The sequence below is a fragment of the Streptomyces sp. NPDC020490 genome (assembly GCF_044335305.1).
In the GTDB taxonomy this organism is placed as follows: Bacteria; Actinomycetota; Actinomycetes; order Streptomycetales; family Streptomycetaceae; genus Streptomyces.
This window is the reverse complement of record NZ_JBIRUY010000046.1, coordinates 47,514-70,391: the sequence shown is the minus strand read 5'-3', so window position 1 is coordinate 70,391 and position 22,878 is coordinate 47,514. Positions and strand designations below refer to the sequence as shown.

20 protein-coding genes are annotated in these 22,878 nt (G+C 69.4%); 12 read left to right on the top strand and 8 right to left on the bottom strand.

Annotated elements, in window-relative coordinates; translation table 11 throughout:
• The first annotated feature begins 399 nt into the window (after positions 1–399).
• Both ACH4ZX_RS35155 and ACH4ZX_RS35150 read left to right on the top strand, forming a co-directional pair.
• Positions 400–1,380, top strand: a complete 981-nt coding sequence (locus tag ACH4ZX_RS35155) for a hypothetical protein (protein WP_398281999.1) — start codon at positions 400–402, stop codon at positions 1,378–1,380.
• Positions 1,377–4,040 (top strand): Helicase associated domain protein, encoded by a 2,664-nt coding sequence (locus tag ACH4ZX_RS35150; protein ID WP_398281996.1) that lies wholly within the window; start codon positions 1,377–1,379, stop codon positions 4,038–4,040. The genes ACH4ZX_RS35155 and ACH4ZX_RS35150 overlap by 4 nt, the downstream gene beginning before the upstream one ends.
• Before the next feature lie 50 nt (positions 4,041–4,090).
• Here ACH4ZX_RS35150 and ACH4ZX_RS35145 read toward each other — a convergent pair whose 3' ends face one another.
• Genes ACH4ZX_RS35145 through ACH4ZX_RS35130 form a run of 4 tightly spaced genes read right to left on the bottom strand, consistent with a single transcriptional unit; the run spans position 4,091 to position 9,090 of the window.
• A complete protein-coding gene (locus tag ACH4ZX_RS35145) occupies positions 4,091–4,669 on the bottom strand; it encodes a DUF6262 family protein (RefSeq protein WP_398281993.1) in 579 nt (192 codons plus the stop codon).
• Positions 4,666–7,278 carry a tyrosine-type recombinase/integrase gene (locus tag ACH4ZX_RS35140; RefSeq protein WP_398281990.1) on the bottom strand — a complete coding sequence of 871 codons (2,613 nt, stop codon included), beginning with the start codon at positions 7,276–7,278 and terminating at the stop codon, positions 4,666–4,668. The genes ACH4ZX_RS35145 and ACH4ZX_RS35140 overlap by 4 nt, the downstream gene beginning before the upstream one ends.
• Positions 7,260–8,273 (bottom strand): tyrosine-type recombinase/integrase, encoded by a 1,014-nt coding sequence (locus ACH4ZX_RS35135; RefSeq protein WP_398282007.1) that lies wholly within the window; start codon positions 8,271–8,273, stop codon positions 7,260–7,262. Before ACH4ZX_RS35135 ends, ACH4ZX_RS35140 begins: the two co-directional genes overlap by 19 nt.
• The gene (locus ACH4ZX_RS35130; RefSeq protein ID WP_398282004.1) at positions 8,209–9,090 is read right to left on the bottom strand and encodes a DEAD/DEAH box helicase family protein; all 882 of its coding nucleotides are present in this window, start codon (positions 9,088–9,090) and stop codon (positions 8,209–8,211) included. Before ACH4ZX_RS35130 ends, ACH4ZX_RS35135 begins: the two co-directional genes overlap by 65 nt.
• Positions 9,091–9,386: 296 nt before the next feature.
• Between ACH4ZX_RS35130 and ACH4ZX_RS35125 the strand changes: the two genes are divergently transcribed.
• The 4 genes from ACH4ZX_RS35125 to ACH4ZX_RS35110 all read left to right on the top strand — a co-directional run bounded on the left by ACH4ZX_RS35125 (position 9,387) and on the right by ACH4ZX_RS35110 (position 12,763).
• Positions 9,387–10,376: a hypothetical protein gene (locus ACH4ZX_RS35125; RefSeq protein WP_398281987.1), complete on the top strand. Its 990-nt coding sequence runs from the start codon at positions 9,387–9,389 to the stop codon at positions 10,374–10,376.
• Positions 10,377–10,542: 166 nt separating this feature from the next.
• Positions 10,543–11,271, top strand: a complete 729-nt coding sequence (locus ACH4ZX_RS35120) for a hypothetical protein (RefSeq protein ID WP_398281984.1) — start codon at positions 10,543–10,545, stop codon at positions 11,269–11,271.
• Positions 11,272–11,367: 96 nt separating this feature from the next.
• The gene (locus tag ACH4ZX_RS35115) at positions 11,368–12,396 is read left to right on the top strand and encodes a hypothetical protein (RefSeq protein WP_398281981.1); all 1,029 of its coding nucleotides are present in this window, start codon (positions 11,368–11,370) and stop codon (positions 12,394–12,396) included.
• Positions 12,344–12,763, top strand: a complete 420-nt coding sequence (locus tag ACH4ZX_RS35110) for a hypothetical protein (protein WP_398281978.1) — start codon at positions 12,344–12,346, stop codon at positions 12,761–12,763. Before ACH4ZX_RS35115 ends, ACH4ZX_RS35110 begins: the two co-directional genes overlap by 53 nt.
• A 332-nt stretch (positions 12,764–13,095) precedes the next feature.
• Here ACH4ZX_RS35110 and ACH4ZX_RS35105 read toward each other — a convergent pair whose 3' ends face one another.
• On the bottom strand, positions 13,096–13,974 hold the full coding sequence (locus tag ACH4ZX_RS35105; protein WP_398281976.1) for a nucleoside triphosphate pyrophosphohydrolase family protein: 879 nt from the start codon (positions 13,972–13,974) through the stop codon (positions 13,096–13,098).
• A gap of 123 nt (positions 13,975–14,097) precedes the next feature.
• On the opposite strand from ACH4ZX_RS35105, the gene ACH4ZX_RS35100 reads away from it, so the two are divergent.
• The 4 genes from ACH4ZX_RS35100 to ACH4ZX_RS35085 are packed head-to-tail and all read left to right on the top strand — an operon-like array spanning position 14,098 to position 16,483.
• The gene (locus tag ACH4ZX_RS35100; protein ID WP_093686008.1) at positions 14,098–14,358 is read left to right on the top strand and encodes an acyl carrier protein; all 261 of its coding nucleotides are present in this window, start codon (positions 14,098–14,100) and stop codon (positions 14,356–14,358) included.
• On the top strand, positions 14,355–14,759 hold the full coding sequence (locus tag ACH4ZX_RS35095; protein ID WP_190216019.1) for a helix-turn-helix domain-containing protein: 405 nt from the start codon (positions 14,355–14,357) through the stop codon (positions 14,757–14,759). Before ACH4ZX_RS35100 ends, ACH4ZX_RS35095 begins: the two co-directional genes overlap by 4 nt.
• Positions 14,756–15,652, top strand: a complete 897-nt coding sequence (locus tag ACH4ZX_RS35090) for an ImmA/IrrE family metallo-endopeptidase (RefSeq protein ID WP_398281972.1) — start codon at positions 14,756–14,758, stop codon at positions 15,650–15,652. The genes ACH4ZX_RS35095 and ACH4ZX_RS35090 overlap by 4 nt, the downstream gene beginning before the upstream one ends.
• A 42-nt stretch (positions 15,653–15,694) precedes the next feature.
• Positions 15,695–16,483 (top strand): hypothetical protein, encoded by a 789-nt coding sequence (locus tag ACH4ZX_RS35085; protein ID WP_202539786.1) that lies wholly within the window; start codon positions 15,695–15,697, stop codon positions 16,481–16,483.
• Between the two features lie 42 nt (positions 16,484–16,525).
• Here ACH4ZX_RS35085 and ACH4ZX_RS35080 read toward each other — a convergent pair whose 3' ends face one another.
• Entirely contained in the window at positions 16,526–17,557 is a 1,032-nt protein-coding gene (locus ACH4ZX_RS35080; RefSeq protein WP_202539785.1) for a nucleotide kinase domain-containing protein, read from the bottom strand.
• 47 nt (positions 17,558–17,604) lie between these two features.
• On the opposite strand from ACH4ZX_RS35080, the gene ACH4ZX_RS35075 reads away from it, so the two are divergent.
• Positions 17,605–17,892 carry a hypothetical protein gene (locus ACH4ZX_RS35075; protein ID WP_093686003.1) on the top strand — a complete coding sequence of 96 codons (288 nt, stop codon included), beginning with the start codon at positions 17,605–17,607 and terminating at the stop codon, positions 17,890–17,892.
• A gap of 1,075 nt (positions 17,893–18,967) precedes the next feature.
• Positions 18,968–20,161 (top strand): helicase associated domain-containing protein, encoded by a 1,194-nt coding sequence (locus tag ACH4ZX_RS35070; RefSeq protein ID WP_398282001.1) that lies wholly within the window; start codon positions 18,968–18,970, stop codon positions 20,159–20,161.
• 27 nt (positions 20,162–20,188) lie between these two features.
• On the opposite strand, the gene ACH4ZX_RS35065 is transcribed toward ACH4ZX_RS35070, so the two are convergent.
• Both ACH4ZX_RS35065 and ACH4ZX_RS35060 read right to left on the bottom strand, forming a co-directional pair.
• Complete coding sequence (locus tag ACH4ZX_RS35065; RefSeq protein ID WP_398281968.1) at positions 20,189–20,926, bottom strand: hypothetical protein; 738 nt, start codon at positions 20,924–20,926, stop codon at positions 20,189–20,191.
• Positions 20,927–21,182: 256 nt separating this feature from the next.
• Entirely contained in the window at positions 21,183–22,751 is a 1,569-nt protein-coding gene (locus tag ACH4ZX_RS35060) for a zinc-ribbon domain-containing protein (protein ID WP_398281965.1), read from the bottom strand.
• Positions 22,752–22,878: the final 127 nt, after the last annotated feature.

The window sequence follows — 22,878 nt, the reverse complement described above, 5'->3', positions numbered from 1 at the left end:
GCCCGGCGGGCCGCGCATCGCGCGGCCGTGACTGGCGGGGTGTCAGGTGCGGCTAGTGGGGCCTTCAGTGCGGATGTTGGGGAGTGCTCCGCACTCCCGGGCGGGTCCGCTGCGCTCCCCCGCCTGACGGTCCTTCCGGCTGCGCCTCCAGAACCTTGGGGTCCACTGTCGCGGACCGGGCTGGCTACGAGGGGTGGGGGTCGCTCGTTCGTGTGGGTTCCAGTGTACCGCGTGCATCAGGTTGATGCAGCATGTACCGTTGGCGGAAACGAGAGACACCCCCAACCACCCGGGCGGGACGCCGGAAGCGAGGACTCTTTGAATCCGTCGGGCTTCGAAAAGGAAATCCATCATGAGGTTACTTCGGGATCAGACCCGGAGCTGATCCGCTATCGAATCGTGGCGCAACGCACCGATCCCGAGCACCCGGGCGCATCGGTGGTGACGAACTACGCCTATGGACGGTCGGTCGAGGAGGCCGTCACCAAGGCCCGCAAGGTGCTGGAGAAGCCGGACGGCCTGTACGGGGACCAGGGCATGTACCGCGTGGTGGAGGTGGTCGAGGAGAGCCCGTCCAGCGAGCTCCGGCAGCAGGAGGAGGCGCGCCGGCGGTACCTCACCACCATCCTGGAGAACGCCACCACCACCGTGCGCGGCCGTGAGCCGGACAACCCGCATGCGGACCTGGTCAGCCGCCTGAACGACTTCTTCACCCGCGCCGTCACCTTTCCCGACCCGCACACCAGCGGCGTGCACCCCCGACCCCATCAGGCCACCTTCGGCTGGACCAGCGAAAAGCCCTACATCCAGCACGCCAGCGACCCCGGCCGCGCCCTGGCCCTGTTCCTCCTGGCCTACCTGGATCACCACGGCCTGGCCCTGACGGAAGCCTCCGCCCCGGCCCACCTGAAGCGGGAAGGCCGGCATGCCGCCGACCATGACGGCGCAGAGGAGGGGAGCGAGGCGTCCCCGGAGCTGATCGAACGGACCCTGGCCGTGTGCGAGCAGCACTACACAGCCGTGACCGGCGCCGACTCCACGCAGTGGGACAGGGAGCTGTCCCGCGAGCTGGTGGGTGTGGCGCTGCGGACCGTACGTCTGGCGGACCGGGAGGCGTACCCGCAGGCGCTGGAGGAGTATCTGGTCGAGAACCGGGCGCGGCTGGAGAAGCTGTGGCGCGTCTACGGGCCCGCCGGGGTCTTCCCGCAGGGCGTCTACCACCTGGTTGAGTTGCCCGAGTCGTTCGTGCTGTGCGAGCGGATCGACAACGCTCCGAGGTGGCTCAAGGGGGTCTGGGGCAGGGAATGCGAATCGGACACCCCGCTCGAAAGGCTTGAGGAAGCCTGGCGGTATGACAGGAGTGAGGGGGATGGACGATGAGCAGGATTCCGCTCAAGAAACACCAGATCGACCAGAAGTCGGCTTTTCGTAGGTGGGTCGGATTCCCTGCAAGGTCATCTGTGCCCCCACAGGGTGCCCGTGGCACGATCGTGTCAGCGACCGGGTCCGGGAAAACGATCATGGCTGCCGCGAGCGCGCTGGAGTGCTTCCCCGAGGGCCGGATCCTCGTGACCGTGCCGACCCTGGATCTGCTCGTGCAGACTGCCCAGGCGTGGCGGGCGGTGGGTCACCGCTCCTCCATGGTCGCGGTGTGCTCGCTGGAGAACGACCCGGTGCTGAACGAGCTGGGGGTGCGCACCACCACCAACCCGATCCAGCTCGCCCTGTGGGCCGGGACGGGGCCGGTGGTCGTGTTCGCCACGTACGCCTCTCTCGTGGACCGTGAGGACTTCGAGGACCCGATGGGCCAGGGGCGCGTTCGCGGGCCGCTGGAGGCCGCTCTGGCGGGTGGAGAGCGCCTGTACGGGCAGCGGATGGACGGTTTTTCGCTCGCCATCATCGATGAGGCCCACTCAACCGCAGGCGATCTTGGCAGGCCATGGGCGGCGATCCACGACAACGCCCGCATCCCCGCCGACTTCCGGCTCTACCTCACTGCCACCCCACGCATCCTGGCGGCTCCCCGGCCGCAGAAAGGCGCGGACGGCCAGGAGCTGGAGATCGCGTCAATGGGCCAGGACTCGCAGACCTACGGGCCGTGGCTGGCTGAGCTGGGACTCTCGGAGGCGATCGAACGCGCGATCCTCGCCGGATTCGAGATCGACGTACTGGAGATCCGCGACCCCTCCCCGGTCCTCGGGGAATCAGAGGAGGCACAGCGGGGCCGGCGCCTGGCCCTGCTGCAGACCGCGCTCCTGGAGCACGCGGCGGCGTACAACCTGCGCACCGTGATGACTTTCCATCAGAAGGTGGAAGAGGCCGCGGCTTTCGCGGAGAAGCTGCCGGAGACGGCCGCCGAGCTGTACGTGAACGACGCCTCCGACGACGACCTGGCGGCCGCGGACCGGCTCCCCGCGTCGTCTATCGACGCAGAGTTCTACGAGCTCGAGGCCGGCCGCCACGTGCCGCCGGACCGGGTGTGGTCGGCGTGGCTGTGCGGCGACCACCTCGTCAGCGAGCGGCGCGAGGTGCTGCGGCAGTTCGCCAACGGCATCGACGCGGCCGGCCGCCGGGTCCACCGCGCGTTCCTCGCCAGCGTTCGCGTCCTCGGGGAAGGCGTCGACATCACCGGCGAGCGGGGAGTCGAGGCCGTCTGCTTCGCGGACACCCGCGGCTCCCAGGTCGAGATCGTGCAGAACATCGGCCGGGCACTCAGGTTGAACCGCGACGGCTCCACGAAGGTCGCGCGGATCATCGTGCCCGTCTTCCTGGAGCCCGGCGAGGACCCCACGGACATGGTGGCCTCCGCGAGTTTTCGCCCGCTTGTAGCCGTTTTGCAGGGCCTCCGCAGTCATGATGAACGACTCGTCGAGCAGCTCGCCTCCCGGGCCCTGAGCAGCGGGAAGCGCAAGGTCCACGTCCGGCGCGATGAGGACGGCCAGATCATCGGGGCCAGCGGCGCGGGTGATGGTCAGGAGCAGGACGACACCGACGCCGCTGCCGAGTCGGCCCTGCTCCACTTCTCCAGCCCGCGCGACGCGGCGACCATCGCGGCCTTCCTGCGCACCCGGGTCTACCGGCCGGAGTCCCTGGTGTGGCTGGAGGGCTACCAAGCCCTGCTCCACTGGCGGAAGGGGAACCACATCACTGGCCTCTACGCCGTCCCCTACGACACCGAGGTCGAGGTCGGCGTGACAAAGGCTTTCCCGCTGGGGAGGTGGGTGCACCAGCAGCGAAAGGCACTGCGGGCCGGGGAACTGGAGCCGCGGCGCAAGGAGCTCCTGGACGCTCCCGAGGCCGGGATGGTCTGGGAGCCGGGCGAAGAGGCGTGGGAGAACAAACTCGCCGCACTCCGCTCCTACCGGCAGGCCACAGGCCACCTCGCACCCCGCCAGGACCAGGTGTGGGGCGAGAGCGAGGCCGGGGGGCTGGTACCCGTTGGGCAGCACATGGCCAACCTCCGCCGCAAGGGCGGCCTCGGAAAGGACCCCGAGCGTGCGGCGGAGCGCGCGCGGCAACTGGCCGCGATCGACCCGGACTGGAACTGCCCCTGGCCACTGGACTGGCAACGCCACTACCGTGTCCTCGCCGACCTCGTCGACGCCGACGGCCACCTGCCCGACATCGCTCCGGGCGTCCTCTTCGGCGGCGACGATATCGGGCGCTGGCTCCAGCGGCAGTCCCAGCCGGGTACTTGGGCGCAGCTGTCGACCGAGCAGCAGGAGCGGCTGTCCAAGCTGGGCATCAAGCCCGCCCAGGCGCCGTCTCCGGCCCCTGCGGCTACGCGTGCGACGAAGGGCCCGAGCAAGGCGCAGCAGGCGTTCCAGCGCGGCCTGACGGCCCTCGCGCAGTGGGTGGAACGAGAAGGTGCTCACCGGCCTGTACCGCGCGGCCACAGCGAAGAGATCGCGGTCGACGGCGAGACGGAGCCGGTGGCCGTGAAATTGGGTGTGTGGGTCTCCAACACCAAATCGAGGCGGGACAAGCTCGCCCAGGACCAGCTCGACGCACTGCGGGAGCTGGGCATCGAGTGGGCGTGACGCTCCCATCGGCAAGGTCCCGTCCCGTTTGGCAATGATCCGAGGCTGGGTCAGGGGCGCGGGGGCGGGGTGGTGAGGTAGGGAGCGAGTTGGGCTTCAAGGTCGGCGATGCGTTTGTCCATGAAGCGGTTGTTCTGGCGTGCACTGGTCAGGCGTTCTTGGATCTGCTGGTTGTCCTGGGTGAGCTGTCGTACGTGCTGCTTCAGCGTGGTGTTCTCGGTGACGATGCGCTGAAGTGAGCCTTCGGGGAGATCGTGTTCGAGGTCGCGGATCTTGCCGAGGAGTTCTGCGATGTGGGTGCGCTGGGTGCGGATTTCGCGGTGGGCCTGGGCGAGTGCGTCTTCGGCGTTGAGTGCACGTTCTCTCCAGGCGGGCTGGGCGCGGCTGCCGCTTTCGGAGACCGCGGGGTGAGCTCTGTCTACGCGGTTGGCCTGCTCGATCAGGGCTCTGGCCTGCTGGTTTTGGTAGAGGAAGGTGCGTGAGACGCGGGCGGTACGGGCAAGGGCTGCGACGGTGACAGGCGTATGGTCGCGTGCCGCGGCCGCCAGGGCGGCCTGGAGGCGTTCGAGCATCTCCTGCGTGGCGTGGCGGCGGGCCCGGACGGCCGCGTCGGTGCGGGACGTACTCATGGCTTCCCTGTGGCATCCGGGCCGGATGCCTGCAGTGCGGCGAGGTCTCGGGCGCGGAAGGCGGTGCTCCAGGTGCGGTGGAAGTAGTCCTGGGGGCGCCGCAGGTCGAGGGTGAGGGCTTCGTCGAGGATGCCGAGGGCGGCCAGGGCCTGCTCGAGTCCTTTGATGGCCTTGGCGGTGGGTTCGAAGACGGTGTGGAGGTAGTCGGCGGTGGCGTCGTCGGGGGCGTTCTCGGCGATGGAGCGCCACTGTTCGGCTTTGCGTCGCCAGTAGAGGAGGTCTGCGCCGGAGAGGACGAAGTTGTCGCAGTTCTCGCAGTCGAGTTTCCAGGGGCAGGATCCGCCGTCGACGACGGGTTGGTAGGTGCAGAAGCCGCCGTCGGCGGGGGTGCTGCGGCGGGAGAGGTCCAGGGCCAGGGCGAGGGCTGTCTCGCGGTCCATGGGGGTGGTGTCGCCGGAGAGGAGTTCGCCTGGGTTGGGTGCGCCGGGCCCGGCCACCCAGATGGTGTTCAGGACGTCTTCGAGGTCGCTGTTGGTGATCTTCACGTAGTGCTCGGCCATGCGTTCGGAGAGCTGGCCGAGGTAGCGGCGGATGTGGGTGAGTGTGGCGCCGGCGCGCAGCAGGTTGGTGGCCAGGGTGTGGCGGGCCTGGTGAGCGACGTACGCGCCGCCGAGGTCGAGACCTTCGATCCAGGTCTTGAAGCGCTGGTTGAAGTGCCCGTAGGAGATTGGCTGCCGGCCGTTGGGGTTGCGGATGCGGGAGGGGAACAGGGCCAGGCCGGGGCGTTCGGCAGCTGCCGGGGTGCGGCCGTAGCGCTTTTCGAAGAGCTGGAGTGTCTTGGTGCGGCGGGCATCCAGGCGCTGGTAGACGGGTTCGGGGATGCGGATGCCCTCGTTGTAGTTGCCGACCTTGGTCTGGTCGTGCCACAGCATGGCCAGGCCGCGGTAGCGGCCGATGCAGTCCAGCCGCAGTCCGACAACCTCGCTGCAGCGGCGCCCGGTGGCGACGATGGTCTCCCAGATGTCCCGCAGGCCCCGGTCGTTGAGGTCCAGTTCCTCCAGGCGGCGCAGGTTGGTCTCGTCCATCAGCGCGCGGGCGACGTCGTCACTGAAGGGGTTGCGGGAGCGCTGCTTGAGACCGGTGCCGCCGAAGGGGATGGCGGTCAGGAAACCGGTGTCGATACCGAGGCGTTCGGCGTGGCCGGCGGTGATGGCGCTGTAGAGCAACTTGCGGGCCTGGTTGAAGACGAATTGGCAGCTCAGGTCGGTGACGGTGGGGGATCGTCCGTCGACCAGGACCAAGCCCAGGGACGGCAGGCCGTGGCGGGCACGGTGGCGCTGGTCGGCGACGAACCGCTCGGCATGCTCACGGCGCAGCACGGCGGGGTCATGGCCGGCGTCGGGGGCGTCAGCCTGGAGGAAGACGCCCAGCTCGACTGCGGCGCGGCGCATCTGGTCGAAAGGGCCTCTGGTGCGGGGGCACTGAGGGGATCGGAGCCACTCGGCGAGATGGTCCCAGAGCAGGTCGCGCAGCCACCTCTGCGGTACGGCGGTGATATCGAAGTGGCTCTGGGCGTTCTTGAAGCGCCGTCCGAAGTGATCAGTCTCCAGGAAGCCGGCGTCCTTGGTGTCCGAGGGGCTGTAGTAGACGCAGCGCAGCCCGCTGACGACTTCCCAGATGATCTTTCGGACCTCGGAGTCCATCTGCTTGCGCGTCAGGTCTTTGTAGCCTCCGTCGTGCAAATCCATCAGGGACGTGATGCTGCCCCGCCAGCAGTACCTGACGAGATTCCTGATGCCGTTGGTGGTCCACTCGGAGTGCTGCGCGGACTGGGCATGGGCGTGCAGGCCCCACTGGATCTCGGCCCGCACCAGCGGGGGCAGGCAGTGGAGGTTGACCAGCCCTGGCTGCGTGACCGGCTCCGCGGTGGCGCACCAGGCGCGGAATGCCTCCTCGTCGCCGTAGGCCACCGGGAGCGGCCGGCCGTCCTTGAGGGGGCCGCGTGAGTTGTGCGACCGGGCGTCTCCGGGGCGGTTGTCGATCTTGTACCGGTTCAGATGCTGCAGACACAGCCCCAGCGAAGTGCAGGCCAAAAACGGGCACCGCGCCGTGCACAGGCCGTAGCCGGGAAGCGGGCGCTGGGTACGGGACCAGTCCTCGAACCGGGCGCGGTCTATGCCGACTGCCTCGCCGTACTGCCACCTGGTCTGGTGCTGCTGGCACAGCCGGGTAGCGGGACTGATCGCCGGACGGTCGGGACAGATCAGGCACCGGCCGTAATCCACTCCCCGCGCGGCGGGCAGAGCGGTGGCCGCGTCCATGAAGGCTCGCTTGGTCTGCCCCGCCCGCTCGGCCTGCTCCCACTCCAGGTTGTGCGTGTTGCACAGGTTGTGGCTGACCCGGCGGATACGCAGGCAGCCGTCAACAGCGCACTGCCAGGCGTAGACCGGGTGGTAAGGCGGGATGAAGATCAGTGTGTCGCGGAAGAGCGGGTCGAATGCGGGGGCCTCGATGAGGGCTGTGAGCAGTTCGAGCCGGTCGCGGCCGATGCGGGTGGTCTCGGTGCGGCCGGGCAGCAGCGTCAGCGGGATCACGGCCGTGTCCCCCACACCTGCTCCAGTGCCGCGGTGAAGACCGGGTCGTGGACGTCCACGTGGCCGTAGACCTGCTCGACGGTCGCGGCCGAGGCCCAACCGCCGGCCTCCCGGGCGATCACCGCGTTGCCCCGTGCGGCGTCCAGCACCGCGGTGGCGAAGCTGTGCCGGAAAGCATGCGGGACCACCCGGCCGATCTGACCACGGGCCGCGGCCCGGCGCAGCATGCCCCGGGCCGCGGCGGTGGTCCACGGCTGGCCTCGGGAGGGACCGTGCAGGCTGACCAGGAGCATGCCGTGAGCGCTCTGGGCGGGGTACTGGGTGGTGATGTACTCGAAGTAGGTGTGGATCATCGCCGGGCTCGCCCGGCGCACCGTCCCGCCGCTGACGGAGTTGTCCTGCCAGACCCAGGGTGTCTTCGTCTTGACCCGGGCCCGGTTGGCGTTGTCCTCGCGGTGGCAGATGTGCACATGCGGCCCCCGGCACTGACCGCACGCGGCCTGCTCGCGCAGGTGCAGGTCGACCAGGCGCAGCCCGCACAGCTCACCGATCCGGAAACCGCCGTCGGCCAGCCACGTGACCACCATCCGGTCCCGCGCGCACGAGGCCGCCCCCAGTAGCAGATCCCGGGCGCCCTCGGGCAGCATCTTCGGATGCCGGCGCACCCGCTCCGCCGGAGCCAGGGGGTTCGCGGGCATGCTGTGCAGGACGTGCCCGAGCATCGCCCGCCGCCGATCCGCCCGGGTCGGCAACCGTGTTGCCCGCAGCGCCTCGGCCAGTGTGGGGTTCACGCCGTGGATACCCAGGCGGAGGTAGAAGCCCTTCAGGCAGGCCGCCGCGGTCTTCAACGCGCTGTGCCCGTACGGGCGCTTCCCCTCCCGCCACGGCAACCCGAACGGCCCCTGATAGTCCGCCCCGAGTGCCGCCATGTAGTGCCGCAAATCCTCAAGCGACACCGACTCCACCGACAGACCCGCAAAGCGGAGCCAGCGCAGATGATCTACCAGCACATACGCGTACGTCCGGTCCGTACCCGCCCGGCAGGTACGCAGGAACCCGTCCGCCTCCGCCACCACCGAGCAGTCCGTGTCCACGAGCGTGTAGGACACCCGCCCGCCCCCACGGACGACCTCCTGCACCCGCAACTGGCCCACCACCAGCCGAGCACCCACCCCGCACCGTCCCCTCCGGACCGGGCACCGCCCCGGTGGCGGCACTCCGGGCCCCGAGTCCACACCCCTCCCCCACACCCATGGACCACTCCACGCGAACGTCACACACACCCAGGTGACGGTTGGTAAAGTCGACGACAGCGATGTCCCAGCGCGGCAGCAGATGGCGCTGGTGGGCCTCAACGAGTTTGGGCAGCGAGGCGTAGGTGGCGAAGACGCTGACGGGCCCGTCTGCGTCGCGCACGGCGGCGGCCAGCCAGGCCGGGTCGTTGGTCATGGTAAGCACGCCGCTGAGAACGGGCTCGCTGGTCTGCTTGTCGGAGCACAGGCCGAAGAAGTGGCCCGGCCGGCCGGAGGTGTGCCAGACGCGGGCTGTCTGGTTGAGCAGGTCCAGGGTCGGCATCACCGTCAAGGTGCGGCTGCCGGAGGTGATTTCGTGGGCGATGTGGACGGCGAGGTGGGTCTTTCCCGTACCGCACGGCATGATGACCTGCTGGCGTTCGGATCCCATGGCGAACGCGTTGAGCACGCAGTCCGCCGCCGCACGCTGGCGCGTCCACAGTTCGCTGGGCAGGCGTTCGGCAGGCAGGTCGTGCAGCACAGGATGGCTCCCCCGCTCAAGTTGATGATGTCCCAAGGGGCAGGATGCGGACATGTGTGCGGCGCGGGTGCTCAATCCGGGCTTCCTCACCCCTGGGGGTGAACCCTCCCGTCGGGCAGGGGCGCGCCGTGGTAGAGAGCGCAGTGCCACACAGCGTTGAGGAGGTTCCCGCGGGCCGGGACAGCCGTGCGGCGCCGTCCGGTCCCATAGGCCCGGACGGGCAGCAAGGATCAACAAGGGCTGCACGGAGGTGGTGCCCGTGGCCGGGCGGCCGCGGAGCCCTGGGACGGGGCGGGACGTTGGGGAACGCAGTGTGGGGCAGGAGCCTGGCTCAGCAACCGGTGCGCTTCGTGGCGCACGAGTCGAACTGCTCGTTCTTGTGGCGGGTGGCCGGTTTGCAGGGGGTGGAGGTCGACTTCCTGCTGGCCGAGTTGGGTGACGGGCCGCCAGGGCAGCAGGCCCTGCGACCGCATCTGGCGGAGGTGCTGCTGAGCGGCGCAGCGGCGGACAGGCTCGCGCAGATGCTCGATGTGCCGTCCGCGCGGCTGCGGTGGGCTCTGCCGCATCTGCGCGCACCGCATCTTCTGCCGGGCGAGCGGGCGCGGTGGGAGTGGCCGTGGGAGCCGTTGGCGCACTGTCTGGTGCCGGCCTGCGGGTTGTGTGCGGCGGTCCGCGGCGGGGGCTGGGGTGAGATGTGGCTGGTCTGGCCGGAAAGGTGGAAGATCTGTGAGCGGCACGGCCGGTTCACCCATGTGCGTCAGGGCGGGCCTGGAGGGGTCGAACTGGCCCGGCTGCCAGAGTCCGTCGACGCGCACCGCAGGCGGGGCAGGCTGGAGCGGCGCTTCGGGCCCGCCGGGGCCGTGCTGGTGGCGGACGCCTTCGCTCTCGCTGGATGGTGGTGGCGCCGTGCCCCACTCACCAGCCGGTGGGCCGAGCGGGCCGGGCGGGCCGGACTGCAGCCCCGGGATGTCGAGACGGCATGGCTGTTGGTGTATCCGGAGGCACTGCTCGTGGCCCGGGCGCTGCTGCGCTACGAGCAGCAGCGCGCCGCTCTGCCCAGCGGGCCGTGGGCTGCGGCTGAGGCCCGTCTGGTGGCCGAGCTGTCGCAACTGGCGGGTTCGCTCGAACTGCCCCTGGGCACTTGGCAGGTCCCGGTGGCGGAGTGGCTCGCACGACACCGCCGGTGTACGCCGGCCGTACAAGACAATGGGGGTAGCGGCCGCCGCGGGGACCGGCAGCCTGTCACCGCGTTGATCCACCAGGACGACGAGCACCAGGCGCCGCTGGGGAGCCTGTGTTGCCTGCCCTGGGACTGGGGCGACCCGTTCGCCGCCGTGTGAGCTCGTCCTCCGCAGCGATACGCATCTCACGTCTCGTACACGCATCCGCCGGTCCCCTCGATCGTGGGGTGAAGACGGTTGCAGCTGCGCTCCCCGGGCCCGTGCCCGGATGCTGGAGCGGGGACACGCGCAGGGCGGCCCGCTGCAGAGAACGAAGGGGACGGACGTGCCAGGGGGCCCGGTCAGCGCGCACGAGATCGCCGTCTGCTACCTCGACCGGTTCGGACGGCAGCGCGAACGCCCGGTGGCAGAGGTCGGCGAGGTGGCGTTCGAGGAGCTGGCCCCGCTGGAGCGGCCCGTACCCTACCCGGGACGGCAGTCGTTCGTCACCAACGCATGGGCCTCGGCCACCGACCAGTTGCTGGCCTGCGGCTCACTCCGGCAGCAGCACTGCGGCATGCTCCTGGACCGCGACCCTGCAGTCGGGCTGCGCAGCGCGGGACCCATGGAGCTGCGCTGGAGCCGTCAGGGGCGCCGCCATCGCCTGCGGCCGGCGTTCGTCGCCTTACGAGCGGGGCAGCGCGAGGTGATCTACGTGCGGCCGGAGGAAATCACCGACCGGTGGCAATCCGAGCAGGACGTGCTGGCGGTGGCTTCGGCAGCAGCAGGCTGGCAGATCCGGGTGATGGAGCCTTCCACCGGGGTGGAACTGGACAACCTCAAGCTCCTCTACGCCGCCCGCAGTCCACGGTGGCTCACGGCCGGGCAGGACCAGTTGCTAGCACGGCAGTTCGCCTTGCCTCGGACCATCCGCTCCGGGGTACGCGCCGCCGCCCTGCCCTCGTATGTGGGAGTGGACCTTGCCTATCACTTGATCTGGGCGCGGCGGCTGCACACCGACATGAGTGTCCCGCTCACCCCGTCGTCGACGGCATGGTCAGGGGAGGTCAGGTGATCTCGCGGCACGCCGCAGGCGCCGCAGCGCCCCCCCCCCCCCGCTGCTGACACCCTGGCTCTGGGGGACACCATCCGCTTCCGCGGTGGCCTCTGGGTGGTCACCGCCTTCCACGGACCGCGTCTCTTCCTCGATGCCGCAGAGCCCGCAGAGCCCGCAGAGCCGCTGATCATCCTGCAGACGGCAGTGACCTCGGCCCCCGACTTCGCCGTGCTGAACCGGGCGGCGCGACGCAGTTCGCTGCCCGGCCGCCTCGGCGAGTTCCGTGCGCTGCCGCGCGACGTACGCAAGGCCGCTGAGAAGTGGGAGCGGCATGTCAAGGAGGTACTGCACCAACAGGCCCCGAACGTTCCCGCCACCACCGAGCCCCCACCGGCCTTCGACCCGCAGCAGCGCACCCTGCGCCAGCGCTACCAGGCCAAGGCCGACCAGTTGACGCAGGCAGGAACCCCGGTGTCCGCGGCCACTGTCGAACGAAAGTGCGCGGCCTGGCGTAGGGACGGCCTGATGGGCCTGGTCGACAAGCGCAGCCGGCGTAGTGCGGCCCCGCACGGGCGCGTCGACACGCGAGTGGTCGACCTCGTGTGGGAGGTCCTGGACGACGAGCGCGGCAGAGGCCTGTCACCAGGAACACTGTCCCGGCTGATCGACCGGGTGCAGCAGACGGTTCGGGTCCGCTACGCGCACCTGCTGGCCGACCCGAAGACCGCCCGGGGCCTGGTGATCAGTCCGGCGACGTTCTACCGGCTGCTGGAGCGGCTGGGGATCACCGCGGAGAACTCGCATGACGCCGCGGCCCGTCACGCGGCCGGACCTGCCATATCCGCAGAGCGGCCCGGCGCCCGGCGGGCGACCTGGGCCCGCTGGCCCGGGGAACTGGTGCAGATCGACACCACCGGACTGGACGTTCTCGTCCTCGGTGACGACGGACGGGTCATCTCCGTGGAGCTCACCATCGCCATCGACGTGGCCACCCGCAGCATCGTGGGCTCCCTGATCGTGCCCAATCGACCGGCTGCGGCCCGAGGACCTGCAGCCGACCTTCGACTACTTCGACTACCTCGCCGAGGAGTTGGAACTGACTGTCTTCTGGAGCGGCATCGGTTCCAGCGACATCCTCCGTGAAGCCCGCGCGGCTCGATTCCCCGCCCTGCGGCGTCCTACCGAGGCCACCGCGCCCATCCGGCAACGCTCAGTGCCCACCCTGTGGGTCAACCGGCTGCCGCCCCGATGCAAGGAACACCCCAACGAATGGCCCAGCACCGTGGCCACCCTCGACGGTCGGCTGTCCCTGCGCCACCACCGGCCCGGCAGCCTCCTGGACCACGAGGAAGACCTCTACCACATGACCGACGGAATCATGGAAAACCTCACCCCTCTGGTCGGCATGGCCGGCCAACTCGCCATCCTCGACCGCACCGAAGCCATCACCCGCGACGTTCTGCACGACGCCGCCCGCTACCTCGACCTGCCATCCGAAGACGGCCGCTGAGAAGGCATGTTGACCGGCCTGGTCCGCTCAAGGCCTCCAACATAACCGCGCAGTCTGTCAGAACAGACCGTCCTGTCCATCAGTCGAGGGCACGCGTGAAGCGGCTCGGACCGTGAGACCGGCTGCTCGGGCCTGGGCTCGCAGGCGCTTACCGACGCCCGCAGGAAGGCCGCGCCACCCGGACGATGACGCGCATGGCGGAGCATCATGAACTCGCTGTGCGGGTCAGGACGTGTCATCTGCGCTTGACGGGTGAGAACGTAGACTCGCGGGTCTCCTGGGCTGTTGGGGAACGCCCTCACCTGGAGCGTTCCCCAGCCGTCGGGCCGCCGTCAGTCCTGGGTGACGATGAGCGTGCGCTGGTCGAGGTCGAGGTGGACCGTTCCCCCGTTCTGCTCACGGAGTTGGCGCCACGCGGCGTAGCCGGTGAGGATGGCGTGCTCCCAGTCGGCGGCGCGGCAGATGCTGACCTCGAGGTGGGCGGTCATGTGGCCGATGGTGGCGAGGAGTTCGTGGTCTATGTGTTTGATGTCGGTGAGGTAGCGGTGGCGGGCGGCGTAGGAGAAGACGAGGGCTGAGATGCCTTCTTCGATGGCGATGGCGCGGCCGCCGTCTTCGGCTTCGTCGGTGCGGGGGTCGCTTTTACGTTTGCGGCCCAGCAGGAAGCGGGTGACGGGGGACCAGCCCAGCACGGTGGCGTGGGCGAGGTGGAAGATGTCGTGGAAGCGGTAGTCGTCTTCGACGTGGGAGGCGCTGGTGAGGGGGTCACCGGCGGGGGTTCCGTCTTCCCGGGTGAGGACGACGACGGTGCGGCCGTCGTCGGTCGTGGTGGGCGTGAAGGTCAGTGTGGTCTGCCGGGGCAGCTGTTCGTGGGCGGGAGCGCCAGCATCGAAGGGGGTGTGCTCGTCGTGGGGGGTGAGGCGCCAACGGTCCTTGGTCTTCTCCAAGTTGGCGGCGGCGACGTCGTCGAGGTCGAGCCCGAAGCGGTGGGCGAGAGCGGCGACGTACCACAGGACGTCGCCGAGTTCTTCGCGTAACTGGTGCTTGCCCTGCTCGAAGGCGGGTCCGTCGCGCAGGAATTTCTTGTAGGCGGTGGTCAGGGACCCGACTTCGCCGGCAAGGCCGAGGAGAGGGACGAGGACCGGGTCGGTGCCCTCGGCAGGGAGTTGGAGGGTCTTGACGGCCGCTTCCTGGTAGCACTTGAAGTCCACACTCACACCTGTCTGATCTTGGGACAACCCCGTTGGCTTTCCCGACAGTATGTCGTATGCTACGACAGCGTCGTTGGAAATGCAGACGATTGGGGAGAGTTGTCGAACACGGACACACCGAGCATGGACGACATCACCTCGGTCGTCGTCGACTTCCTCGCCGAGTACGAGGGCGTCTCACCCGACGAGCTCCGCTCTGAACTGGAGCAGAGCGGTCGGGAGTTGCCCGTGGACTCGCTGCTGGTGGTCGAGATTCTCACGCGCATTGAGGAGCGTTACCACGTCGCCATTCCCGCAGACCGGGAAGCGGCCCAGGCCACCCGGTCCGTGCGGGCATTCGCCGCGGCGGTACTGGACGCCATCGTTGAAAGGCAGCAGTCATGACCCCTCCTTCGGACAGCCGTGACCGTGATCCTGAGCTGGTCCGGCTCGGTGAACGGCTGAAGAAGACCCGCGACTACCTGAACATGTCCCAGCAGTTCGTCTCGGACTCGACCGGCATCCCCCGCTCGGCCATCAGCGACATCGAGCGCGGCGAGCGGCGGGTGGACAGCCTGGAGTTGAAGAAGCTGGCGCGCCTGTACCGGCAGCCGGTCGCCTACTTCCTGGCCGAGGAAAAGGACGCCGACGCCGGCGAGTACTCCCTGGCCGGTCTGCCGCGGGCACTGGCCCAGCTCACCGACGGGGACGCCAAGACAGTGCTGGAGTTCGCCGAGTACCTCACCCTGCGGCGGGCGGCAGAACGCGAGGAACAGGAGACCGAGGACGGGAGTCCGACGGCGTGAACTGGGCCTTAGCACACCGGATCGCCTCGATCGCCGCCGTCCAGGCACACCGCGACCTCGGCATCGACCGCACGCAGTACGTCCACGTGCACCGGGCACTGGGGGCAGCCGACGTGATCGGGATGGCGCAGCCGATGCCCCGGCTGTTCGGCGTGTACTTCTCCCCCGCCGACAAGGGGCCGGCCGTGATGCTGAACGCCTCGCTGAATGCGGTCACCCAGCGGCACACGGCCGCACATGAGCTGGGGCATCACCGACTGGGCCATCGCACCGCAGCCGATGAGGAGCTTGATCCCGCGCTGCGCTGGGGCAACGGCAGCTGGCCCGAGGAGGAGAAGACAGCGGAGGCGTTCGCAGCGTGGTTCCTGATGCCCCTGCCGGCGGTGCGGGCGGCCCTTGAGCGGATCTGCGGCGGCCGGCCGTCGTCTCCCGAGCACGTCTACCGGGTGGCGCGCGAACTGGGTACGTCGTACGCCGGGACGGTACGCCACCTGGTGAACCTCCGGCTGCTGGATGCCAGCCGGGCCGACCAGTGGTCCAAGATCCCTCCTGCCGGCCTGCGCAGTTCGCTGGCGGGCGGGACCTCGCTGCCCGCGCACGCCCAGGTACACGTGATCACGGCAGCCTCTGCGGGGCAGACGGTGTACGCCGACGCGGGCGATGTGCTGGTGCTGCACCTGGAGAACGCGGTCTTCGACGTCCTGCCCAAGGGGCTTCAGCCGTGGACCAGTGATGGCGCGACGCCGCTGGCGAGCGCCGTGGTGAGCGACGAGCTCCCGCCGGGCGGACAGGGCCTGATCGAGGTCGCGGTGCCGACGCACGGCGCCGCGCTGCGGCTGACGGTGGTGCGCGAAGCCCCGCGTGCCGGGGTCGACGAGACCTGGCCTGCCTGAGCCCGGCTCCCCGGATCACACCCGTATGTGTCAGGAGGACTGATGCACACCTTCACCGTGACCGAACGCGACGTCACCCAGGCCTGGGTCGCCGCCTGCAACAAGCTGGACCGCAAGGACAACCCGGACCGGACCGGCCTGCACACGGTGGTGCGCATCGCCGACCCGACGAACGACGACCCGGTATTCCGCGCCGAACTGGACCGGCTGCGCACCGCTCGCGGGCTGTGGCCGCTGGAGACCGTGGCCAGCACCCTGTTCCCCGCGGCCCTGGCGGCACGGAGTGCCGGCCCGGATGACCTCGCCGAGCGCTACCGGCAGATGTATCCAGTGATCAAGCGGTACCCGGGCAACCACCGCGGCACCTACTTCGGCCGCCTCGTGTCCTACCCTGCGGTGTCCAAGAGCGGCGTCGACCAGCTCGGCACCGTCATCAGCCGCCTGCGGGCCCAGGCCTCAGGCACCAAGATAGCCGCCGCCTACGAGATCGACATAGCCGCAGCCACGGACGCGGAGGAGGCCAGCGCGGACCTGCTGGTCCACACCGCCGGAAAGGACAACAGCTACATCGGCTTCCCCTGCCTGAGCCACATCTCCCTCCAGCTGGACCGCGAGCGGCGGGTGCACGCCGCGGCCCTGTACCGCAGCCACTTCATGTTCGAGCGCGCCTACGGCAACTACCTCGGTCTGGGCCGCCTGCTGGCCTACATCGCCCAGCAGGCCGAACTGGCCTGCGGGACCTTGACCGTGATGGCCGGCCACGCCCGGCTGGACGGTCCCATCACACAGCTGCGCCCCCTGCTGACCGGCACCGGCCGCCTCGCGGCATGACGGCAGCCCGCCGCACGGCCGCCGGCGTCACATGCGGCAACCTCATTGCTCCGGCGGGCCGTTGAGCTGCCACTTGGGCGGGAACCAGGCCGGCATCACAACGGCCTGCCGCCGGTAGGTCTGCTTGATGCGGCTGCGGCCGCTGATCCCGGCGATGTCCGGGTGGGCGACCCGGGCGTACTTGTCGACCTCGCAGAAAAGGTTCTGGCAGTCGATCAGCTGCAGTGGGCGCCCGCGCAGTCCAGCGAAGGCAAGCCCCAGACGGGCGAAGTGCTCGTCCTGCGTGTCGGCCATATAGCGGATGACGTCCGCCTCGATGCCGTCGGCCGCAGGCCCGAAGCACTTGCGGATCCCGTCGCGCGCTCCGGGCCCGGCGACGACGAAGTCCATCTCCGAAAACGGCATCTCGGCCGCATAGTTGAGGTCGATCACGAACTGGTAGGCCAGGAACGGCCCGATCGCCGGGAATCCCAGCAGAACCTGGTAGGCGTCCTGCAGCGTCGGCGCGGACAGCACACGCTGCGGCGCGTCCGCCTTCATCATCATCTCCAGCAGCCGCAGATGGTTCTGGTGCTTGCGCTGCTCGCCGAGCTGCGGCGGGGGCACGATGTAGGCGGCGGAGTACAGCCGTTGCCCTGCGGTGAAGGCCTGTGAGAGCACCCGGTCAAAGGCCCGGTAGTCGTAGGCGTCCCACCGCACCTCTCCCAGTGCGCCGTTTAGCAGCCGCCACGTCGAGGTCTTGTTGAAGATCTTGAACAGCAGGGTCCGGAAGAAGACTTCCTCCCACGCCTGCTCGCCCCGGTAGATCACGCCACCGATCAGGTCCTGGCTGACCCGGTCGGCGGCCCGGAAGCAGTTGGTGAAACGGTATCGCTGCAGGATCGGATCGTCCGTGAACGGTCCCGCTCCCCCGGCAAGTCGCGCCTCGTAGACCTTCTGGCGCGCCGCCGCGAAGCGCCAGTAGGTGTCGAACACCGGCGTCAACGTCAGCGTGCGGCCTGCCACACGGATCTTCCTCACAGGGCCGCGGTCTAAGACCCTCTGCCCTGAACGCTCTTGCAGCACCGTCACCATGGGCTCAATATATATTCAATATAGATCGGTGTCAGCGAGGGGGACGTGTGGAATTGCTGTGGCAGCGTCCACGACGCAAGACGCTGGTCGACTGGCCGGAGGACGTGGACACAAAGCTGGACGTCCTGGTGCGGGCCGCGGCCGCAGCCGGGGAGCAGACGTCGCGTTCGCAGGTGCTGGCCGCACTCGTGACGGCGGCCGAGGTCCGTCCCGCCGTCGTAGCCGAACTCCTCCACTCCTACCGCCAGATGCCCGCCGACGCCCTCGAAGCGGACAACACGCGCGAGGACCTGCCGTCCGTGCGCTCACCCGGACGCACTCGCGGCAGGAAATGACGCCGAGTCAGTTCCGCTTTCTCACTCGAGTCCCTTCGCTAACCCGGTCAACGCCGCCAAACGACATACGGTCACGGCTGCGTTCGCCGTCCCTCGACAGGCGGCCGATCGGATGTCCCGCAGACCTGGGCCGATTACTCGAATGCCCTGACCAACGTCGCCGGGAACAGACCTAGATGGGCCTCAGGGATGACGAGCTCGGCGCCTGGTTTGCTCCGGGCGACGCGGTGCCGGTACAGGGCGAGACGACATGGTCGTTCCTGCATCGCGTCGCCGTCTGCTACGGCCTTGAGGCCGGCGAGCTGCTGGCGTGGGGGTGGTGGCAGTGGGTGAATCCGGTCACCCAGAGCCGCGGCCGCCGCCCGGACGGCGATGTACTCCTGAACGTCATGGCACAAGCACAGGTCGCGGCGTGGGCCGGGGTCCCGGTTGCGCATCTGGCGCGGGCATTGCCGTCGTGGACGGCCGGGCCAGCGTCCCTCGGTGAGCGGGCCCGTGCGGATCGGGGATGGGCACGGTGGCGGGTGGGAGCTCAGGCATGGGGGCCGGTGTCTTTCGGCTGCCGGCTGTGTGCCGCCCGGCGCAGCGGCCGGAGCCAGCGGGTATGGCGGTACGGGCAACGGTGGAATCGGGTGTGTTCCCGGCACGGGCGGTGGCTGCTGGACGTCGGCGATGGCCACGACCTGGAGTATCTGGACGTGGGCGGGTGCCAGGAGCTGGCTGCCGCCCAGGCGCGGTGGCCGCGGGTGGCCCGACGGGCCGTGAGCACGGGAGCGGAGCCGGGGGCTGTGTTCGCGGTGGCTCGGGCGGTGGTGTGCGGATGGTGGCAACAGGAAGCTTTCTGGCAGCGGGAGCATGTGTGGGGCCAGCGCCTTGAGCGCGTCACTCTCGACACAGCCGCAGAAACGAGGCGGCGGCGCAGTGGCCGGCGGCGTGGTGGCAGCTGGTCGCGCGGGACGCGGTTGTTTTCCCCGAGGTGGTAGCGGTGGCGGCCGCATTGGTGGATCCGGCCCTGCGGCTGCTGGTAACGGATGAACGGCCGCTTGTCCGCCGGTCTCGGCGCCATGACCGTTTCATGACCGCGCTCGGAGACCGGTTGGAGCGCGGCTGGCTGAAAGAGGTGGAGTGGCCGGAGAGGCCGAGCGCCCTGCAGACATGGATGAGGGGTGTGGCCCGCGAGCTGCGCTCACCGTCGCGGTCCGCTTCGCCACACAGCGGGATCTGGTGGGTGCCGGCGGCCCACCAGCCTGCCGAAGTGGGAGCGGGGCTACGTCTGTTGGCCACCACTCCACCAGTCGCCTTCCGAGGGCACGCCGGGGTGGCGGGGTGGCGGGCCGAGCTGTACGTGCCTCGACGCGTGGGGCGGGGCGCCGGGTTGAAGGCCGTGTCCGAGGAACGGTTCTGGGAGGGCCTTGGTCACGCGCGCAGGTATGTGGTCCGGCATGGGCATCTGGCCGTCCCCCACGCCGGCGCCCCACAGGGTGGGTTCGACCTGGGCCGATGGCTGGCGAATCTGCGCGCCGCCTCTGCCGGCTTGCCGCCCGAGTTCGTGCGGGCGCTGGCGGAGCTGGACGTGTGGTGGAATCCGCCCTGGCCGATCAGCTGGCAGCGAGCCTGGCACCGGGCCCGTGCTCACGCCCTCGCCCACGGCCTCGTCAGCGGTGATGACAATCTGGCGGGGATGCCGCGCTGGCTCGAGCGGTGGCTGCGCCAGCAGATCGCCGAGTACTCGCGGCTGGCCGCCGAGCAACAGCAACTGCTCGCCCAACTCGGCCTCACAGCCGCAGAGATCGACCGCTTCCACGCCTGGCCCGCGCGGCGCCGCAGCGTGCTGCACGGCCTGGAGGCTGCTCACGACTACGCCGCCCGCCACGGCCACCTGGCCGTCTCCCAGCCCACCTCTCATGACGGGTTCGCCCTGGGCAAGTGGCTCAACCAAGTGCGCCACCGTCAGCGCGCCGCCACCCAACCCACGCGTCTCGGCCGGCGGCTCACTGCCCTGGACACCTGGTGGAACCCGCCCTGGCCACTGGACTGGCAGCGGTACTACTGGGCCGCCCGCCATCATCTCCATGGCCTGCCCGAAGGTGTGGTGTGGTGGACCGGCGCACCGGACGAAGACCAGGCCCGGCAGTGGTTGCACGCGCAGCAGGCATCATGGCATCTCCTCCAACCCGGGCAACAGGAGCTGGTGAGCGGCGCTGCCCGCGGCGGGGTGGCGCGCTGTCGCTTCAGCAGCGGTGCCTCCGCGCACGAACGCGACACCTGAGCCCGTGTACCGGGCTCATCCGAGGCCTCAGAGATCCCGGTCGAGCACGGGGTTCCAGGCAAACCAGTCCAGCGCTTCGGCTCCCAGCTCGTACGGTGCGTTCAGGAGCGCTCGTTCCACCTCAGGCAGATCGTCATGAACGATGGCAGGGGCCCGTTGCAGGATCTCGGAGAAGTCGATCTTGTAGACGGCCCTGAGGCGTTCCACGAACGCGGGATCCTGTCCGCGAAGTCGGTCCATGGCGGCACGTACCCGTGGCTCCCATGCGGGCATCCCGAAGTGGTCAGAGGCACCGAAGCCCTGAAGCGCGGCAAGGAGGAGGAACTCCTCAGAAGAGAAAGTCTCCTGCAGGTACATCAGGTAGTCGATGGACTTCTTGACGTGCTTCTTGATCTCGCCGAGCGCGCCGTATCCGAACTGGGTCAGCGTGCCGGACGTGCCGGGCCAGACGAGCTCGCGGTCGAGGATGCGCTTCTCGAACCGCAGCAGCGCGTACTGCTTGGGACTGTTCACCGCTTCGAGGGCCTGGTGGTAGACCCAGGTGTTGCGGGCGAACATGACGCCATCGTGCAGCTTGTTGCGCCGTCCCCTCGCTCCCGCATGAGCGTCTTCGATGGGCCCGTTGCGCCAGACGAACTCGGTGATACCGACCGCGGCGGCGTTGGCGAGGTTTCCGCTCTCTGCGGTCACGCCCAGTGCGCTCAAGCGCTCCCGTGCATACGTCATCGCGGCTACGTAGTCGTAGTCCCCCACCAGCTCTCCCATCCGCTCCGGCAGGCTCCGCCCACCGCCCTACTCCATCTTCTCGGAGGAACGGGCTCCCAGTGCCGCCTTTCAGCGGTCTGCACACCGCGTTAGTGCCAGTCCGAGAGGGGTTCTCGGCTCAATGAGGCAAGGAGAAGGTGGATGGGGCCTGTTGCAGTCCTCATGGTGGTGCCAGCGGCCGAGGCGGACGGCGACGTGACGCGCTGATGCGGTATGACCGGCATCACGGTGAGAAGGCGCGATACACAGGCCGGGCTCACGGCTGGGTGCGGCTTTTGCGCGGCGGATGGCATGCTGGGCAGCGTTTACCGGTCCCGCCACGGCGGGACCGCTGATCAGGCGTGGCTTTCCACCGTCCCGGACAGCCAGGCTTCGAGCAGGCCCACCGGCACAGTTTGGTGGAGCTCGGTCTGAGCTCCTTCGCGGTCAGGTTCGGCTCGTCGATCACTTCGACAAGCTCGTCGGCGAGGGCAGGGTGCACGTCCTGCAGGGATTTGCCGGGCTTGGGGCGGACCCTGGCTGCGATGGTGCGTCGGCGGGCGCATCGGGGGCATCCGCTCGACTGACCTGTGCGGCGGTTTGGAGGGGCGGGGTACTCGAAGCGGCAGTGTGGTTCGGGGCACCGCCACTGGCATGTCTTGTTCGACGTGGGGAGCAGGTCGAACGCGGTCCAGCCGGGGTGGCCGACGATCTCGATGAGTTCTTCGGCCATCGTCGGGTTGACCTCGGCGAGTGATTCACCAGGGCCGGGCCTGCTGTTGGCCGCGCCGACCCGTGCGTGACCGCACCGGCTGCAGCCGCGGCCAGCAAGTGCCCGGCTGTGCAGTACGGCCTTCCATTCGTAGCCGCACTCCGGCTTCCCGCACCGCCACAGGCACACGTCGTTGCAGCCGGGCGGCATCCGATCAGGCGCCTTGCCCGGGTTGGTGAGGTTCGCGATGAACTCCTCCTCAAGGTGGGGCGCCACGTCCACCGCCGACACCTCTGGGCCGGCCACGGCCTTCTGCCACAGCTGCGCACCCCTCGTGAGCGCCGCGGTGACCTCGGCCGGTGTGAGCTGCCGCCAGGAAAGGCCGCGGCCCCGCAGTACGGCACCCACCGCCTCCGCCCAGCCCTCGGGGTTCACCCCCGGCCCGGCCTCATGGTGGACCAGGCCGGGCACCGGGACGGGCGGCAAACCGCGGCTTCGGATGCGTTCCACGTCGAGTCCAGCGGCGATCGCTGCCGCGGTCTTGGCGGTGTCACGCTCCAGGCTTCCTGGCCTGTTGTGGGTCCATTCCGGGTCCAGGTCGATGAGCAGGGCCGGCTCGGGTAGGTACAGGTCGAAGCGGTCCTGACGGCGCCCGAGCAGGCGGAGCCGGTGGTCCAGCTCCACGTCAAGCCCGCAGGCGGCCTGGACGAGCATGGCGACGTTGCATTCGAACGGGGAGCGGCCATGCCCGGTGCAGTCCGAACAGCCACGCCCATTGGTGCGATTGGCGAGCCTCGCCGGCCAGAAATGCCCCTGAGCGCACTCCCACACGCACAGGTCATGGGACTGCGGGCGCAGGGTGTCCGGCCCACGGTTGGGGCGGCTGAGATTGCGGCGGAACTGCCGTGCCAGCGCAGGATTCAGATCGGCCAGCGATTCTCCCGGGCCAGGAGCCCGGTTGCGGCGCTTCCAGCACTCAGGGCACCCCGAGGGTTTGACGGTTCGGGTGCGAAACTGCAACCGGGCGGGCCACTGGTGACCGCATCCTTCCGCCGAGCAGCGCCACTGGCACCGGTCCGTAGAAGACAGCGGTATGGCCTCCAGCGCCATATCCGGGCTGGACAGGTTGGACACGAACTCGGCCTTCAGCCGAGCCCGAACTGCAGCCACCTCGGTAGCACTTCGCCGTTTACCCATGACGGCAGATCCTGACAGCCGCCACTGACAACGGCCCTTCATGGGTCCAGGCTTCCCAGACCAG